At 64.1% G+C, this 16,704-nt stretch carries 16 protein-coding genes; 6 read left to right on the top strand and 10 right to left on the bottom strand.

Features of this window, described 5'->3' with window-relative positions; genetic code table 11:
- Positions 1–3: 3 nt before the first annotated feature.
- The 4 genes from ACZ1JY_RS01740 to ACZ1JY_RS01725 all read right to left on the bottom strand — a co-directional run bounded on the left by ACZ1JY_RS01740 (position 4) and on the right by ACZ1JY_RS01725 (position 3,334).
- Complete coding sequence (locus ACZ1JY_RS01740; RefSeq protein ID WP_039331362.1) at positions 4–558, bottom strand: NuoB/complex I 20 kDa subunit family protein; 555 nt, start codon at positions 556–558, stop codon at positions 4–6.
- Positions 555–929: an NADH-quinone oxidoreductase subunit A gene (locus ACZ1JY_RS01735; protein WP_039331365.1), complete on the bottom strand. Its 375-nt coding sequence runs from the start codon at positions 927–929 to the stop codon at positions 555–557. Before ACZ1JY_RS01735 ends, ACZ1JY_RS01740 begins: the two co-directional genes overlap by 4 nt.
- 161 nt (positions 930–1,090) lie before the next feature.
- Positions 1,091–2,524: a coniferyl aldehyde dehydrogenase gene (locus tag ACZ1JY_RS01730; protein ID WP_465130169.1), complete on the bottom strand. Its 1,434-nt coding sequence runs from the start codon at positions 2,522–2,524 to the stop codon at positions 1,091–1,093.
- A 24-nt stretch (positions 2,525–2,548) separates the two neighbouring features.
- The gene (locus ACZ1JY_RS01725; RefSeq protein WP_465130168.1) at positions 2,549–3,334 is read right to left on the bottom strand and encodes a prepilin peptidase; all 786 of its coding nucleotides are present in this window, start codon (positions 3,332–3,334) and stop codon (positions 2,549–2,551) included.
- A gap of 127 nt (positions 3,335–3,461) precedes the next feature.
- Between ACZ1JY_RS01725 and ACZ1JY_RS01720 the strand changes: the two genes are divergently transcribed.
- Positions 3,462–4,658, top strand: coding sequence for an acetyl-CoA C-acyltransferase (locus ACZ1JY_RS01720; RefSeq protein ID WP_118074076.1), 1,197 nt, complete (start codon positions 3,462–3,464; stop codon positions 4,656–4,658).
- An 89-nt stretch (positions 4,659–4,747) separates the two neighbouring features.
- Here the strand turns inward: ACZ1JY_RS01720 and ACZ1JY_RS01715 are convergent, their stop codons facing one another.
- Entirely contained in the window at positions 4,748–5,236 is a 489-nt protein-coding gene (locus ACZ1JY_RS01715; protein WP_465130167.1) for an SH3 domain-containing protein, read from the bottom strand.
- A gap of 115 nt (positions 5,237–5,351) precedes the next feature.
- Here ACZ1JY_RS01715 and ACZ1JY_RS01710 point away from each other — a divergent pair, with 115 nt between their 5' ends.
- From ACZ1JY_RS01710 to ACZ1JY_RS01690, 5 genes are all read left to right on the top strand, one after another.
- On the top strand, positions 5,352–6,371 hold the full coding sequence (locus ACZ1JY_RS01710; protein WP_465130166.1) for a 2-hydroxyacid dehydrogenase: 1,020 nt from the start codon (positions 5,352–5,354) through the stop codon (positions 6,369–6,371).
- 150 nt (positions 6,372–6,521) lie between these two features.
- Positions 6,522–7,832 (top strand): ammonium transporter, encoded by a 1,311-nt coding sequence (locus ACZ1JY_RS01705; protein WP_465130165.1) that lies wholly within the window; start codon positions 6,522–6,524, stop codon positions 7,830–7,832.
- A gap of 73 nt (positions 7,833–7,905) precedes the next feature.
- Positions 7,906–8,448, top strand: coding sequence for a YkgJ family cysteine cluster protein (locus ACZ1JY_RS01700; RefSeq protein WP_118074080.1), 543 nt, complete (start codon positions 7,906–7,908; stop codon positions 8,446–8,448).
- A 384-nt stretch (positions 8,449–8,832) separates the two neighbouring features.
- Complete coding sequence (locus tag ACZ1JY_RS01695; protein WP_465130164.1) at positions 8,833–9,399, top strand: YkgJ family cysteine cluster protein; 567 nt, start codon at positions 8,833–8,835, stop codon at positions 9,397–9,399.
- A gap of 111 nt (positions 9,400–9,510) precedes the next feature.
- Entirely contained in the window at positions 9,511–10,059 is a 549-nt protein-coding gene (locus tag ACZ1JY_RS01690) for a hypothetical protein (RefSeq protein WP_465130163.1), read from the top strand.
- Between the two features lie 50 nt (positions 10,060–10,109).
- Here the strand turns inward: ACZ1JY_RS01690 and ACZ1JY_RS01685 are convergent, their stop codons facing one another.
- The 5 genes from ACZ1JY_RS01685 to ACZ1JY_RS01665 all read right to left on the bottom strand — a co-directional run bounded on the left by ACZ1JY_RS01685 (position 10,110) and on the right by ACZ1JY_RS01665 (position 16,671).
- The gene (locus tag ACZ1JY_RS01685; RefSeq protein ID WP_118074083.1) at positions 10,110–11,519 is read right to left on the bottom strand and encodes an NAD(P)H-dependent flavin oxidoreductase; all 1,410 of its coding nucleotides are present in this window, start codon (positions 11,517–11,519) and stop codon (positions 10,110–10,112) included.
- A complete protein-coding gene (locus tag ACZ1JY_RS01680) occupies positions 11,519–12,289 on the bottom strand; it encodes a class I SAM-dependent methyltransferase (protein ID WP_118074084.1) in 771 nt (256 codons plus the stop codon). The genes ACZ1JY_RS01685 and ACZ1JY_RS01680 overlap by 1 nt, the downstream gene beginning before the upstream one ends.
- Entirely contained in the window at positions 12,289–13,416 is a 1,128-nt protein-coding gene (gene prfB, locus ACZ1JY_RS01675; RefSeq protein ID WP_465130162.1) for a peptide chain release factor 2, read from the bottom strand. The genes ACZ1JY_RS01680 and prfB overlap by 1 nt, the downstream gene beginning before the upstream one ends.
- Positions 13,417–13,526: 110 nt before the next feature.
- Positions 13,527–14,072 (bottom strand): peroxiredoxin, encoded by a 546-nt coding sequence (locus tag ACZ1JY_RS01670; RefSeq protein ID WP_118074086.1) that lies wholly within the window; start codon positions 14,070–14,072, stop codon positions 13,527–13,529.
- 64 nt (positions 14,073–14,136) lie between these two features.
- A complete protein-coding gene (locus ACZ1JY_RS01665) occupies positions 14,137–16,671 on the bottom strand; it encodes a penicillin-binding protein 1A (protein ID WP_465130161.1) in 2,535 nt (844 codons plus the stop codon).
- Positions 16,672–16,704: the final 33 nt, after the last annotated feature.

Here is a 16,704-nt window from a genome sequence, read left to right as displayed (position 1 = left end):
TCCTCAGCGCTCGATCGTGCCGGCGCGGCGGATCTTCCGCTGCAGCTGCATCACGCCATAGAGCAGCGCCTCGGCGGTCGGCGGGCAGCCGGGGACATAGATGTCCACGGGCACGATGCGGTCACAGCCACGCACCACCGAATAGCTGTAGTGATAATAGCCGCCGCCATTGGCGCACGACCCCATCGAGATCACGTACTTCGGGTCCGACATCTGGTCGTAGACCTTGCGCAGCGCCGGGGCCATCTTGTTGCACAGCGTGCCGGCCACGATCATCACGTCCGACTGGCGCGGCGAAGCACGCGGGGCGACGCCGAAGCGCTCCATGTCATAGCGCGGCATGTTGACGTGGATCATCTCGACCGCGCAGCAGGCAAGGCCGAAGGTCATCCACCACAGCGAGCCGGTGCGGGCCCACTGGAACAGTTCCTCGGTGCTGGTGACGAGGAAGCCCTTGTCATTCACCTCGGCATTAAGGCTGTCGAAAAACGCCTGGTCCGGCGCCGTCACGGCACCGGCATTGGCAGTAACGAGCGGGTTAGTGGCCATATTGCTCATTCCCAGTCCAGCGCGCCCTTCTTCCAGGCATAGATGAAGCCGATCACCAGTTCGCCGAGGAAGACCATCATGGTCGTCCACCCGGCCCAACCGGTTTCCTTCAGGCTGACGGCCCAGGGAAACAGGAACGCGGCTTCGAGATCGAAGATGATGAACAGGATCGCGACGAGATAGAACCGTACGTCGAACTGGCTGCGCGGATCCTCGAACGCGGGGAAGCCGCATTCGTACTCGCTGAGCTTTTCCGCGGTGGGATTGTGAGCGCCGGTCAGGCGCGACACGCCCATCGGCAGGAACACGAATGCGGAAGAAAGCGCCAAGGCGATCCCGAGGAAGATCAGGATCGGCAGGTATTGAGACAGATCGACCAAAGGGCTGACTCGCGAAGCTGCAGGTTCGCCTGCGCCCTAGTCCCGACCGCGCCCGTACGCAAGTGGGGTGCATTGCACTAAGGGCGGAATTGCCCGCCCTTTTCCCCGTCTTGCACCGTGGGGCGACGCACATGCGCCGCCCTGCCATTCGTATGCCTTGCTTACTTCAGCTGCATCTTGAGCGTGCGCGCCGTGGCAGCACCATAAGGCGGCTTGAGGCCCGCAATCTTGGCAAGGTCGATTTTCGGCTGACTGTAGACCGCGCGGGCATGACTGAACGAACGGAAACCTTCCACACCGTGGTAGCTGCCCATACCCGAAGGCCCCACCCCGCCGAACGGCAGGTCATCGGCCGAGACATGAAAAATAACATCATTGACGGTAACCCCGCCCGAGATCGTCCGGGTCAGCACCGTCTCGCGCTCGGCCGCATCCTCGCCAAAGTAGTAGAGCCCCAGCGGACGGTCATGCGCATTGATATAGTCGATGGCCTGTTCGATCCGCGAGTAGGTCTTCACCGGCAGCACCGGCCCGAAGATCTCGTCCTGCATGACCTTCATGTCATCGTTGACGTTGCGCAGGATCGTCAGCGGCATCTTGTTGCCGTTCGATCCCTCGAAGTTCTCGTTCCCCGGATTGACGACGATGGCCTCGGCGCCCTTGGCAACGGCATCATCGACAAGGCCCGCCAGCCGGTCGCGGTGGCGGCGGTTGATCACCGAGGTGTAGTCATCATTCGCCAGAAGCGTCGGGTACATCTGCGCCACGCTTGCCTGCACCGCGCCGATGGCCTTGTGCTCGAGTTCCTCGGGCACAAGCATGTAGTCTGGTGCAAGGCAGATCTGCCCGGCGTTCATCATCTTGCCCAGCGCGATCCGCTCCGCCGCCTTGGCAACGTCGGCACTGCGACCGAGAATGGTCGGCGACTTGCCGCCCAATTCCAGCGTCACCGGCACCAGATTGTCGGCCGCCGCATGCAACACATGCTTTCCAATCGAGGTCGCCCCGGTGAACAGCAGGTGGTCAAACGGCAGCGAGCAGAAGTCCTGCCCCGTCTGCGGTCCCCCAAGGATCACCGCTACCTCCTCCTCGCCGAAGAACTTCGGAAACAGCTCGGCCATCAGTTCCGAGGTCCGCTCGGTAAACTCGCTGGGCTTCAGCATTGCGCGGTTGCCTGCCGCGAAGGCCTGCGCCAGCGGCCCCATCGTCAGCCCCACCGGAAAATTCCACGGCGCGACGATGCCGATCACACCCTTGGGCTCGTACCGCACCTCGGCCCGCGCCCCAAGCAGGTTCAGCGGGAAGTTGACGTGGCGCTTCTCAGGCTTGCTCCACGCCTTCATGCGCTTCTGCGAATAGCGGATCAGGCTGATCGAAGGCATGATGTCGGTCAGCATCGACTGCTCGTGGCTGCGATGGCCAAAGTCGGCGCTCATAGCCCGGGCGAAGTCCTCCCCATGTGCCAGCAGCATTCTGGCGCACCGCTCCAAACGGTCATTTCGCGTCGAGAGCGGCTCGGGCCGCGCTGCCGTGAACGCCTCGCGCTGCTTGCCCAGCGCAGTCATCATGTCGTCGCGCGCCGTTTCCTTGAACATGTCGCCCCGCTCCCCGAATCGTTCTCAGCCTGGTCCCTGCAGCAGGAAGAGCAGCCATGCCGTAGCGGCAAGGCAGGTCCCCAGCGGCAGGGCCGTGTCGGCATCGATCTTACGCTTGCTGACAAGCATGACAATAGCCGCCGCAATGCCGATGATGCTCGCGCCAAGCATGGTCTCGACCACGCCGAGCGGCCCTAGCCAGAGCCCGATAGCGCCAAGCAGCGGCGGATCGCCCGAGCCCATCCCCTCGCGCCCACGAGCCTTGAGATAGAACCGCGCGATCAGCCACAGCATTGCATAACCCAGCACGCCCCCGGCAAGGGCTGTTCCGATCACCCCGGCGTCGTCGGTCACCCTCGCCCGCGCGAACGCAACGAGCAGCCCGCTGGCCGCCAGCCAGCCGACCAGCAGCCGCGGCAGCCACAAGTGCCTCAAGTCGAGCAAAGCCAGCAGCAGCAGCTGCCATCCCAGCAGCATCGCGGCGAGCGCCAGCCCATCGCGCGCAAGCGTTAGTGATGCCACGCCGATGCCCGCGCCGCCCAGTTCGCAGGCCAGTTGCCATCCGCCGATCCGAGAGCCGCAGGTCCGGCAACGCCCCGCCTGCACCAGCCACGACAGGACCGGAACCAGCTCGACCACCGTCAGAGCCTTGCCGCACCCGTCGCAAGCCGACCGGCCGCTCACGATCGAACGGCCCGACGGCAACCGTTCCAGAGCAGCGCCCAGAAAACTCCCGACAATTGCGCCCAGAATGGCCGAACCGACCAGCGGAACGCCTGCAGGCAGGCTCGAAAATGCAGGTTCCAGCATCTGTTCGACCAATGCCCCATTTGCGTTCGCTGCAGTGCAGCACTATGTACGCAGATGAACGCGGGAGCACACAAGCCCGCGCATCAGCGCCCAGACACAAGGGCCAAATGCAAAGGTCAGTCAAGACATGGCACAGTTCTCGTCAGCCGATCCCGTCGTCATCCTGTCCTATGCCCGCACCCCGATGGGCGCGATGCAGGGAGCCTTGGCAGACGTTTCTGCCACCGATCTCGGCGCCACCGCCGTCAAGGCTGCGGTCGAGCGCGCAGGCGTCTCGCCCGATGGCATCGACCGTATCTACATGGGCTGCGTGCTTCCGGCAGGCCTTGGTCAGGCTCCTGCCCGCCAGGCGGCCATCAAGGCCGGTCTTCCCAAGTCGGTCCAGGCAACCACGGTCAACAAGGTTTGCGGCTCGGGCATGCAGACCATCATCATGGGCGCCGAAGCGCTGGCTGCGGGCAGCGTCGATGTCGTCGTCGCCGGCGGCATGGAATCGATGACCAATGCGCCGTACCTTCTCAAGAAGCACCGCTCGGGCGCGCGCATCGGCCACGACACGGCCTATGACCACATGTTCCTCGACGGTCTGGAAGACGCCTACGAGGCTGGCCGCGCCATGGGCACCTTCGCGCAGGACACCGCCAACGCCTATCAGCTCACCCGCGAACAGCAGGACACCTACACCGTGGAGTCCCTGCGCCGCGCCCAGACGGCTGTTGCGGACGGGACTTTCAAGGACGAGATCGCCCCCGTCACCGTGAAGACGCGCGCCGGTGAAGTCATCGTCGACACCGACGAGGCACCCGGCAAGGGCCGTCCTGACAAGATCCCGTCGCTCAAGCCCGCCTTTGCCAAGGACGGCACGATCACCGCCGCCACCTCCTCGTCGATCTCAGACGGTGCGGCAGCAGTTGTCCTCGCCCGTGAGAGCACTGCTAAGGCTGCAGGCCTCGCCCCTGTCGCAAAGGTCATCGCGCTTGCCGCCCACGCGCAGGAACCGAAGGACTTCACCACTGCCCCGGTCGGCGCGATCCAGAAGGTTCTCGACAAGGCCGGATGGTCGATCGCCGATGTCGACCTGTTCGAAGTCAACGAAGCCTTCGCCTGCGTTGCCATGTTCGCGATGCACGACCTCGGCATCCCGCACGAGAAGATCAACGTCCATGGCGGCGCAACGGCACTCGGCCATCCCATTGGCGCGTCGGGCACCCGCATCGTCACCACGCTGATCGCCGCGCTCAAGAAGCATGGCAAGACCAAGGGCGTTGCCAGCCTCTGCATCGGCGGCGGTGAAGCGACGGCCCTGGCCATCGAACTGGTCTGAACCGCAACAGTCCGGCACAACGCCCGGAACAACGAAAGACCCCGACCGCAAGGCCGGGGTCTTTTCGCATCACGAACCGGCCATCGCCGTCAGGGCTTGCCCGCCCCCCACACCGCCGTCGCCTTGATAAAGCCTTTGCGACCGTCAACGTCGAAGCTGCACCAGCCGGCCTTGCAATCGCCGATCTTGCCCATGACTCCGGGGGCCACGCGCCAGAGCAGACGCCCTGATCCGTCTTTGTTTTCGCGCAGGCCGGTGATCGAGCCCTTGACGATACCGGTCTGGTCCCTGCTCAGGAACTGCGCCAGCATCCAGCCCCGCGCGCCATCGGGATCCTCGACCAGACGCCAGCCCCCCATCACGCGCAACACTTTCATGGGCACGCCCTTGCGGGTGTAGGTCCAGTTGATCCGATATTCCCGACCCGGGCCCACGCGCATGTTCGCAGTGTCCTTGCGGGTCGATACCCAGTACGGCACACCCGCGTCTGCGTCCTGCGCAACGGCTGTCGGCGCAAGCAGGGTGCAGGCAACTGACGCAAGGAAGGCAGCAGGGGCACGACTGTAGCTCTTGATCATGTCCCAGCCGTCGCAAAAATGACCGGCAAGAGCAACACCGCACAGCGCTCTGTCCACGATGGCAGGGCCTTACCGCGCTTGACCGCTGCCCCACCCCCGGCCTAGCTTTGCAGCCATGCCGAGTTCCGCCGACTATCGCCCGACCCGCCGCGTCGATGGCACCCCGCGCGTCGCCGTCACCCGCCGCCTGCTCCCGGAAACGGAAGCGCGGATGACCGAGCTTTTCGACGTCTCCCTGAACGCTGAAGACCGCGCCATGTCGCGTGACCAGCTTGTCGCGGCGATGCAATCGGCCCATGTCCTCGTCCCCACGGTAACGGATCGGATCGATGCGGCGATGATCGCCGAAGCTGGTCCGCAACTTGGTTTGATCGCCAACTTCGGTGCGGGCACCGAACATATCGACCTTGCCGCCGCGCGCGCCCGCAAGATCATCGTCACCAACACGCCCGGCGTATTCACCGACGACACTGCGGACATGACGATCGCCCTGATCATCTCGGTCGCCCGCCGCTTGAACTATGGTGGCCGCACCCTGCGCGCCGGGAAATGGGAAGGCTGGGCACCATCCACGATGCTGGGCCACCGCCTCGCCGGAAAGACGCTGGGCATCATCGGCATGGGTCGCATCGGCCAGGCCGTCGCGCATCGGGCAAGGGCTTTCGGGCTCAATGTCCTGTACAACAGCCGCCACCGCCTGCCCGAAGCGCTCGAGACGATGTTCGGCGCAAATTTCGAACCAGATCTCGACAGGCTGGTCGCCGAGGCGGACATTCTGACGCTGCATTGCCCGGCCACGCCGGAAACGCATCACATGATCGACGCGCGACGCATCGGCCTGATGAAACCGCACGCCTACATCGTGAACACCGCCCGCGGCCAGTTGATCGAGGAAGAGGCCCTCATTGCAGCCTTGGTCGATGGCCGCATTGGCGGCGCCGGGCTCGACGTGTTCGAACACGAACCGCAGGTCGATGCGCGCTTGCTGGCCCATCACAATGTGGCGATCCTGCCGCACATGGGCAGCGCCACGTTCGAGGGCCGCATTGCTTCGGGCGACAAGGTCATCGCCAACATCCGCTTCTGGGCGGATGGTCATCGCCCGCCAGACCAGGTGCTTGAAGGCCTCGTTTAACGCCAAGCCACTGTCCGAAACTGGAACCGTTCGTCGCGTTTCGCACAACAAACGGTTGTCGGCGCGCTTGTGCGCTGCCGCAATGTTGCTCTAAAGCCCCGCGCGGAGAGGATCTGGCGCAGCACCACTGCGCGAGGGGGAGAGTCACGCATGCGTAAACTACTGGCGATGGCCTGCGCCGCAGGAGCGATTCTGCTGCCCGGACTGGCCCATGCCCAAGGCGCCGTCAGCGTCGAGGATGTTGCCGATACCGGAGACACCGCCTGGATTCTGGTGTCTTCAGCCTTCGTGCTGATGATGGCGATGCCGGGCCTGACGCTGTTCTACGGCGGTCTCGTCCGCGCCAAGGGCTTCCTTGCCGTGCTCGTGCAGGTGGGTGCAATCGCGGCAGTCGCCTCGGTGCTTTGGGTGATGGTCGGTTACACCATGGCCTTTGGCGACGTGTCGGGCGGCTGGCTCGGCGCAGGCAACGCCTGGATGCTCCTGAACCTCGGCAACGTCCGCGCCAATACCGCGATCCCGGAAAGCGCCTTTGCCCTGTTCCAGATGTGCTTCGCGCTGATCACGCCCGCCCTGATGGTCGGCGCATGGGTCGATCGCGCGCGCTTCGGTTGGGTCGTCGCCTTCACCGCGTTGTGGAGCCTTCTGGTCTACGCACCGGTAGCGCACTGGATCTGGGGCGGCGGTTGGCTGGCAACCCGCTTCGGCACGCTGGATTTCGCCGGCGGGATCGTCGTCCACACCACCGCAGGCGTATCGGCGCTGATCGTAGCGATGTTGCTTGGCAAGCGCGCCGGTTTTCCCAAGACGCTGATGCTGCCACACAGCCCTGCCCTCACCATGGCCGGTGCCGCCCTGCTCTGGGTCGGCTGGTTCGGCTTCAACGGAGGCTCTGCCCTCGCCGCCAATGACGATGCCGCCTCGGCGATCATCAACACTCACCTTGCCGCCTGCGTCGCCGCGCTCGTCTGGATCGGCATCGAAAAGCTCAGCGTCGGGAAGGCCACCTCGGTCGGCTTTGCCACCGGCGCCATTGCCGGCCTCGCCACCGTAACGCCTGCCGCCGGGTTCATCGCCCCGGGTTCTGCCATGCTGTTCGGCATAGTCGCTGCGGCCGTCTGCTATCCCATGATCCAGCTGGTCAAGCAGCGGCTCCAGATCGACGACTCGCTCGACGTCTTCGCCGTCCATGGTGTTGGCGGCATGATCGGGTCCCTGCTGCTGGCCGTGTTCATCTCGCCTTCGTTCGGCGGGACTGGCTTTGCCGAGGGCATGACACTGGGCCGCCAGATCGTGGCCCAGGTTGCCGGCGTCGGCATCGTGGCGGTATGGAGCGGCATCGCCACCGTCGTCTGCTCGCTGATGGTTTCCATGGTCATCCCCATGCGCGTCAGCGAAGACGAGGAACGCGAAGGCCTCGACATCACCAGCCACGGCGAACGCGCCTGGGAATTCGACTGATCGGACGCAGGCAAGGCGCGGCTTCGTCAAGTCGCGCCTTGCACCGGCCAGCGCACAGCCATAATCAGGTGCCATGACCGTACCTGAGGCCGACGCCCCGCCCCTGCTCGAACAGGATCTGTGCACGGGCTGCGCGGCATGCTGCGACGGCACCTTGTTCACCCATGTCGAAGTAACCCGCGACGAGGAGCAGGCACTTGGCCATCGCTTCGCCATGCAATCGCGCGAAACCGATGCGATCTTCTTTCAGCCCTGCCCGCACTCTGTTTGCCAGAGCTGCCAGATCTATGCGATGCGCCCCGAAACCTGCCGCACCTTCCGTTGCAAGACACTGAAGGCCATGCGCGCCAGCGAGATCGAGAGTGCCGAGGCCTTTCGGCGCGTGGACGAAATGCTGAAGGCGCGTGAGCAGTTGCAGCCATTCCTGATCGCAGGGGAAACGCTCAACGCCGCACGCGATCGCCGCGCACACATCGCCGCCAAGCCCGAGCGCACGGCGGTCGAAACGGCCTTCCTGCTTAAACTGACAGCCTTCGACCTCCTGCTCGACCGCTACTTCCGGGATTCTCGCAAGGCGATGTTTCTTCAAAGGTCGTCAGGTCAGGCGGCGGCCTAGGCGGCGTGGACAAATTCCACAACGCCACGGTTGCCCTGTAAAAGGCCTTGGCGAGGCGCGAGGGCGCAGGAAGAGTGGGCCTCTTTCAAGGCCGAGCAACGCTGCCAAGGCCTTTTACAGGGCAACCCCTGCGGGGCTGGACCAAAAACCGCCATTTCGGCGTCGGCTCGTCGCACAATATTCCCGATATTGCGCTTCCTCGCCTCCTTGAACTGGCGGTTTTTGCCTCCAGCCGTGGCGCTGTGAAATTTGTCCACGCCGCCTAGTCTGTTGCAAGCCGCCAATCACTAACCTTGGTTATAACTGTTCCTAGCTAAAATTTCCTGAAGCTCATGACCTTCGGTAGATAGCAAGGCTGCTTTGCCGCCGGTATCATCCCGTCAAATGGCCGAAACTGACGAACTCTCCATCGCAAGCAAGCTCTGTCTCGCTTGTGGCCTTTGCTGCGACGGCACGGTCTTCGGCTTTGCCCTGATCGAGGAATCCGAGGTCGAGGACACGGCCGCGATCGGTCTGCAAACCTTCCGCACGACCAATGATGAGCCGGCATTCCGGCTAGGGTGCCACTATCTCGATGGCACGGCCTGCACGCGCTACCAGTCCTGGCGACCGTCGGTCTGCGGCGACTACTACTGTCAGGTCCAGAAGCGCGTGCGCAAGCACGAACTCGCCGAGGAAAAAGCGTTCAGCATGATTGCCCGGGCCAGGCAGATGACCGATGAGATCAAGGCCTTGCTGCCCCCCGGAGTGCCAATCTCGCAAGCGCGGCGGCTCTTCAAGGATCTCGCTGCAAAGCAGCCCGATCTTGCGCCAGATGAAGCCACCTTCCTGGTCAAGATGTTCGTGCTCGAACGCTTTCTCGACAGCGAGTTCAGAGGAGCCAAACGTGCGCATCTTCGCGGCGCGGAAAAGCGGCAGGCGTCCCAGCATGGCGCTGCCTTGCAAAGTTGAACTTGCGGTCGATTCCTGCCGAAAGTTATCCCGGCTTTGTGACTAATTTCCCCGCTGCGCTTGCCTTCCGACAAGTGGCGCCACGCCGACGTCGCCTGTATTCCAGCAGGAATGTCTGCCGCCGCACCTGATCTCACGCTGGAAAGCAGGCTTTGCCTGGCATGCGGCCTGTGTTGTGACGGCACCCTCTATGAGGATGCCAAGATCCGCGAAGACGAAATCAGCGATGTCGAAAGCATCGGCCTGACAACTTCGCGCAATGCGCAAGGCCATCCCACGTTCGTATTTGCCTGCCACTACCTCGATGGCGCCTGTTGCACCCGCTACGAGCAATGGCGCCCATCTGTCTGTTCAAAATTCTTCTGCAGGGTCCAGCAAAGGGCGCGCGCAGGCGAATTGACCGAAGGGCAGGCTCTCGAAAAGATTGCAGCGGCTCGCCAACTGGTCACCGAGGTCAAGGCAGTGCTGCCCGACGGCATGCCCATCGTCGAAGCGCGTCACCATTTCACGCGCATCGCGGCAAGGCAGCCCGACCTTTCGCCGATCGAAGCCCGCTTCGCAGTCAAGATGTTCGTGCTCGAACGATTCCTGGATCTAGAATTCCGCAAGGCCGACAAGGGGCATCTACCCGCTGCCAGCACATCCAGCACCCCGGCCTGACCGGAGCGCCGCGCTGGCAAAGCGCGGGACGCCCCGTTGGCCGGAAACGGTCAGTCCCCGGTAAGGATACGGTCGACCAGTTGCTTCACCGTCGGGGTGAAGTTGTTCGAATAGAACGGGTCCTGCTTGAAGCGATAGGCGGCATGGCCTGCAAACATCAGGTTCTTGTCGATGTCGCCGCCGTGCGCGATGTCCTGCAGCGTTTTCTGGATGCAGAAGCTGCGCGGATCGGCGAGGCGCCCGGTGGTGTAATCGTCATGGTCCTTCCACGACGAGAAACCGCAGTGCGAAAGGCACCCCATGCAGTCCTTCTGGTCCTGCTGGATCTCGTCGCGCTCTTCCGGCGTCACGAACACCATCGTGTCATCCGGCGTGCGCAGCGCATGGACAAACCCCGCGCCATGCCATTCGCGCGCGCGGGCAAGGTCGTTCGGCGTCACCCAGAAATTCTTGCCGCGCACACCAACGTCAAGCTGAGCGGTATGCTCGCCCGCTTCGACCCGCGAGTACGGAATCTGGCGCTCGGACCGCGCTTCGAGCGAGCGCAGGAAAGGATTGCGCACGGCCGAGGAATAGAAGCCCGTGGGCGAGAAGCGGTGCAGCAGCACGTCACCCGGCTCAAGCGTGCGCAGGTGGTCCTTCCAGCCCTGGGGGATCGGGCTTTCCTCGGTCAGCAGTGGGCGCGTGCCGAACTGGAAGGCAATCGCGCCCAGTTCAGGATTGTCGATCCAGTCGTTCCATTCGCGCAGGAACCATACGCCACCGGCCATCACGATCGGCACCGAGTCCGCGATGCCTTCTGCCCGCATGACATCGCGAAGTGCCTTCACCCGCGGGAACGGGTCTTCCGGCTTGCGCGGATCTTCTGCGTTGGAAAGCCCGTTGTGGCCGCCTGCCAGCCAGGGGTCTTCGTAAACCACGGCGCCCAGCAACTGCGGGACCTTGTGGTAGGCCCGCTTCCACAGAGCACGGAACGCGCGGCCTGACGAAACGATTGGCAGATAATACACGTTGAAGCGCGCGGCGATCTCGGAAAGCTTGTAGGGCATTCCGGCGCCGCAGGTCACGCCGGTCACCAGACCGGGCGTCTTCTCCAGCACCGCTTCCAGAATCGGCTGCGCCCCGCCCATTTCCCACAGCACGTTGATGTTGATGGCGCCCTTGCCGCCCGAAATGTCGTGCGCGCGCTTCACCTGCTCGACTGCGCCATCGATGGCATAGCGCATCAGCTCTTCGTGGCGCTCCTTGCGGGTGAGGGCGTTATAAACCTGTGGAATTATCTTGCCTTCGGCATCGTAGCTGTCGGCATTGACCGCGCTGACCGTGCCGATCCCCCCGGCAGCAGCCCACGCGCCCGAACTCATGTGATTGGTTGCCGCAACACCCTTGCCGCCCTCAACCAGTGGCCAAACCTCGCGGCCACCGTAGAGAATCGGCTTCAACCCCTTGAACGCAGACATCAATTTCCTTTCAACGCGCTTGTCGCGCTCGCACCCTTGGCCGTCTTCAGACGGCACGGCTTTATCTCGCCCGGCTCAGGACGGCTCTTCGCCGCGACGAACTGGGCATAATATCCCGCAATCTCTGGTTTACGGTGAAATTCATCCAAGCGAAAGCCCACGGCTTCCAGTTCGCAGATCAGCAGCGCCGGCGGAATGCCGTGGCGATCAGTCGAACGATCGAGGTCGACCACCACGATCTTGCCTCCGGCCTTCAGTGATGGCCACATCCGCCACGCGAAGGCGTAAGGCTCGGTCACTTCGTGATACATGTGGATCAGCAACACGCGGTCGAAGCTGCGCTCGGGCAGGCGCGGATCGTCAACACCGCCCGGCTTGATCGAGACGTTGTCGAGCCGGTCATGCTCCACACGCGATCCCAGCCGCCGCAAGGCATCGCCGTCAATGTCCTGCGCCAGCACACGTCCCTTGTCCCCGACGCGCTCGGCAAGACGAACGGTATAGTACCCCTCGCCTGCGCCGATGTCGGCCACGCTCATGCCGGGCTTTATCCCGGCAAGGTTCATCACCATGTCCGCCTCGCCCAGGCGGTCACGTTCCTGCTCGTTGGAAAAGGCATTGCTGACCACGCCGGAAACGGGACGGTCGGCGGTCGGAAACTCGCGCGCAGTCTCAGGGCGCTTGTCGTCCACCTGCGGCTTGCAAGCGCCAAGCGCCAGCAATGCCAGAACGGCGAAAGCGACTGAACAATGGGCCGAAGCCCGCCGCATCAATCGTCGTCCTCGACGGCCACCTTCTCGCCGGTCACCTTCTGCGACAGCGCCGCTGCCATGAACGGATCGAGCGCACCGTCGAGCACTTCGGTCGGGTTCGTGGAGACCACGCCGGTGCGCAGGTCCTTCACCTGCTGGTACGGCTGCAGCACGTAGGAGCGAATCTGGTGGCCCCAGCCGATCTCGGTCTTTGCGGCATATTCGCCGCTGGCCGCCGCCTCGCGCTTGGCCAGTTCGGCCTCGTAGATGCGCGCCTTCAGCATGCCCATAGCGGTCGCACGGTTCTTGTGCTGGCTGCGGTCGTTCTGGCTGGCAACAATGATCCCGGTCGGAACGTGGGTGATGCGCACTGCCGAGTCCGTGGTATTGACGTGCTGCCCGCCCGCGCCCGAAGCACGGTACGTATCGATCTTCAGGTCGGCCGGATTGATCTCGACCTCGATGTTGTCGTCGATCTCCGGATAGACCCAGACCGAGCTGAACGAGGTGTGCCGCCGCGCCGAGCTGTCATAGGGGCTGATGCGCACCAGACGGTGCACGCCGCTCTCGGTCTTGGCATAGCCGTAAGCGTTTTCGCCCTTGATCAGCAGCGTGGCAGACTTGATGCCCGCCGCTTCGCCGGCGTGGTAATCGACCAGATCGACCTTGTACCCGTGGCGCTCGGCCCAGCGCGTGTACATGCGCTGCAGCATTTCCGCCCAGTCCTGGCTTTCCGTGCCGCCCGCGCCGGCGTGAACTTCGAGGAAGCAGTTGTTGGCGTCGGCCTCGCCTGCCAACAGGGCCTGAACCTTGTCGTTGTCGGCGCGGTCGGCCAGCGCGGCCAGCGTGGCAAGACCTTCGTTCACCGTGGCCTCGTCGTCTTCCATCTCGCCGAGCTCGATGAATTCGATGGCATCGGCCATTTCCTGCCCGATCTCGTTCACCGTCCCGACTGACGCCTCGAGGCGCCGACGCTCGCGCATCACCTCTTCGGCTTTCTTGGGATCATCCCACAGCTTCGGGTCCTCGACGCGGGCGTTCAACTCGTCGAGACGGCGCACGGCGCGATCCCAGTCGAGGAACTTGCGCACCAGCGCCAGCGCGGCGTTGATGCGGTCGATATGGGCCTGCCCTTCGGCACGCATGGGGCTGAACTCCGGTCAATTCGAACAAGAACGAACTGCGCCGCTTAGCGAAGCGGGCAGGCATGTAAAGCCCAAGCGTGAAAAGCCGAGTGGTTAAGCAGGGTGCGCGTTCAGCCCTTGAGCTTGCGCACCGCGGCCAGCGTCATCTTCACGTGGTCGCGATAGTCCATGTCGGAATGAACCATCACGATCTTGCCGTTCCGGGCAATGACATAGCTGGTGCGCTTGGTCAGCCCGGTCGACGAGCCATCGGGCTTGCGCAGGTCCACATCGTAGGCCTTGATCACGGCGGGACTGGCGCTGGCCACCGCGAACTTGTCGCGGCAAGCCTCGGTCGAGAACTTTTGCAGCGTCGCCACGTCGTCGTTCGACATGCCGATGACCGTGGCGCCCGCCGCCTTGAACTGCGCCGTCGCTTCGGCAAAGGCGTGGGCCTCCAGCGTGCAACCTTGCGTGAAGGCCTTGGGGTAGAAGTACAGCACAACCGGCCCCTTCTTCAGCGCCTGCTGCAGCTTGAACGAGAACGGCTTGCCCGCCAGCGCTCCTGACGCTGCGAAATCCGGCGCGCGCGCACCGGTCGGCAATTCGGCAAAGGCCGGGGCGGAAACGGAAAGGGCGATGGCTGCGGCGGCAGCGGCAAGGGTGCGGATCGTCATGGCAGGGAGGCTAACAGAGCTTCTCCGAACTAGCCAATGCCTTTGAGGACAGGCCGCACAACGATCAGTAGATCCCGCCCTGTTCCTCCAGGAAGTCCTGCTCGACCGGCGCTTCCTCGGCGCCACCTTCGGGGATGCCGCGTGCGGCACGCGCCTTGCGCAAGGCGTCGATCACCGCCTGATTGGCACTGACTTCGCCTTCGCGCGCCGTGCGCCGCGGTTCGGTGTCGGGTTTGAACGCTTCCCAGATCACCGAAGCCTTGGCCACGTCGTTCTCGGGCGTTCCACCGAACACGCGCTTGCCTGAAACACGGTCGATCTTGACCATGCGGACGCCCTCGGGAACCGCGAAGGGCACGTCCTTCCAGCGCGCGCGCGTCTCCTGTACCAGTTGCTTGAACACCGGCGCGGCAATGCGCCCGCCCTGCGCATAGCCACCCAGGCTGCGCGGCTGGTCGTAACCGATATAGACGCCCGCGATGATGTCTGGCGATCCTCCAACGAACCACACGTTGGTGGGGCCCGATGTCGTCCCCGTCTTGCCGAACAGCGGCAGGTTCAGGTCGCGCAGCGTCACCGCGGTGCCGCGCACCACCACGCCTTCGAGCATGTGCACCACCTGATAGGCCGTGCGCGCATCCATCACCTGCTTGCCGGTCGGCTTGAAGCGCGGCATCGGCTTGCCGTCCCACTGCGGCATCGCGCAGTTGTCGCAGCGGCGGTTGTCGGCGCGCCAGATCACCTTGCCGTTGCGGTCCTGAACATAGTCGATCAGGCTCGGATTGTGCTGGCGCCCCTGGTTGGCCAGCGCCGCATAGGCGTTGACCATCTTGATCACCGTCGTGTCACCCGCACCCAGCGCCATCGACAGGTAAGGCTCGTACTCGCCGATCCCGACATTCCGGATCGTGCGCACGACCTTGTCCATGCCCACGTCGTTGGCCACACGCACCGTCATCAGGTTACGCGATTGCTCAAGCCCCCAGCGCATGGTGTGGCTGCCCGATCCGCCCTCGTTGCCGAAGTTGCGGAAGCACTTCTCGCCCAGTGCCGCGCCCTGATAGACGCAGAACGTGCCATCGACGACCATCGAGGCCGGCGTCATCCCGTTGTCCAGCGCAGTGGCATAGACGAACGGCTTGATTGTCGAGCCCGGCTGGCGGTTGGCCTGCGTCGCGCGGTTGAACGAGCCGAGCCGCGCGTCGAACCCGCCCTGCATCGCCAGAACGCGCCCGTTCTGCGGGTCCTCCACCACCATCCCGCCCGAAACCTCGGGCACCGTGCGCACCGCGTAAGTCGAGCCATTGACCGGCGCCACCGCCGTCACGTCACCCGGCTTCATGCTGTCCGGCAGCCCGATCAGGCTCGCAGTCTTGCCATCGGAGAAACCGACCTTGCCCGAAGAACCACTGCGCGACAGCAGCACGCCGATCCGCCAGTTCTGATAGTTGATCGCAATATTGCTGGTGATCAGCTCGGTCTGCCAGCGATCGCCGTCGACATCGATCCGCGCAATCGGCCCATGCCACGCCCGCCCCCCGGAATAGCGCAGCAGCGCCGCCCGCAGCGCATTCTGCGAAGCTGTCTGCAATTGCGTATCGAGCGACGTGCGCACCCACAAGCCACCGGCATAGACGCTGTGCGGACCATCCTCGGCCTTCTCGCCGAACTTCTCGATCAGCTGGCGGCGCACTTCTTCAAGGAAATAGCCCGCATCGGCTGTGTAATTCTCGGCGCGACGCGGCTTGAGCCCCAGCGGCATGGCTTGCGCGGCGGCAGCCTGCTGCGGCGTCGCCCAACCGTTCTTGACCATCTGGTCGAGCACCCAGTTGCGCCGTTCGATTGCCTTGTCCTCGAACTTGGCGCGGCCATAGCGTTCCGGCGCCTTGGGCAGGATCGCCAGGAACGCCGCCTCGTGCAGCTGCAGGTCGCCCACGTCCTTGTCGAAATAGGCCCGCGCCGCCGCCTGCACGCCAAAGCTCTGCCGCCCCAGCGGAATTTCGTTGAGATAGAGTTCGAGGATCTGCTGCTTGGTCAGCACGCCCTCGATCCGGCGGGCCAGCACCATTTCCTTGAGCTTGCGGGTGATCGAGTATTCGTCGCCCAGCAGGATGTTCTTGGCGACCTGCTGCGTGATGGTCGAGCCGCCCTTGGCCCGCTCGTCCGAGCCAGCCTTCCTCGCATAATCGACCACCGCCCCGGCAAAGCCGAGGTAGTCGATGCCGCCATGCGTCCAGAACGTCTTGTCCTCGGCGGAAAGGAACGCGTTGATCAGCGGCTCGGGGAAATCGACGAAGCGCAGCTGCACGCGCCGCTCGCGCGCATAGCTCGAGACGATCTCGCCATCGTTGCCGCGCACCATCGTCGGCAGCGGCGGCTGATAGGTCAGCAGCATGTCGGCCGAAGGCATCGTGCGGATCACCGCCGCCCACAGCACGAACCAGCCGACTAGAATCGCGCCGACGGCATAGTTCAGAAAGCGGAAGCGGCGGCTTGCGCCCCACTTTGCGCGATACCACCGGGACAGGTTACCCCACCGGGCGCGGCCTTCCGCGCGGATGAGCTTGAACCGGGATTGCTGGGACGTCTCTTCGGCCATGTTGCAGGGCCTCTAGCACGCTCGCGCCCTGCC

The sequence above is a fragment of the Novosphingobium sp. BL-A-41-Hi4B-X5A genome (assembly GCF_055521705.1).
Note: the sequence above shows the minus strand (reverse complement) of the source record. Positions and strands in the feature narration are given on the sequence as shown.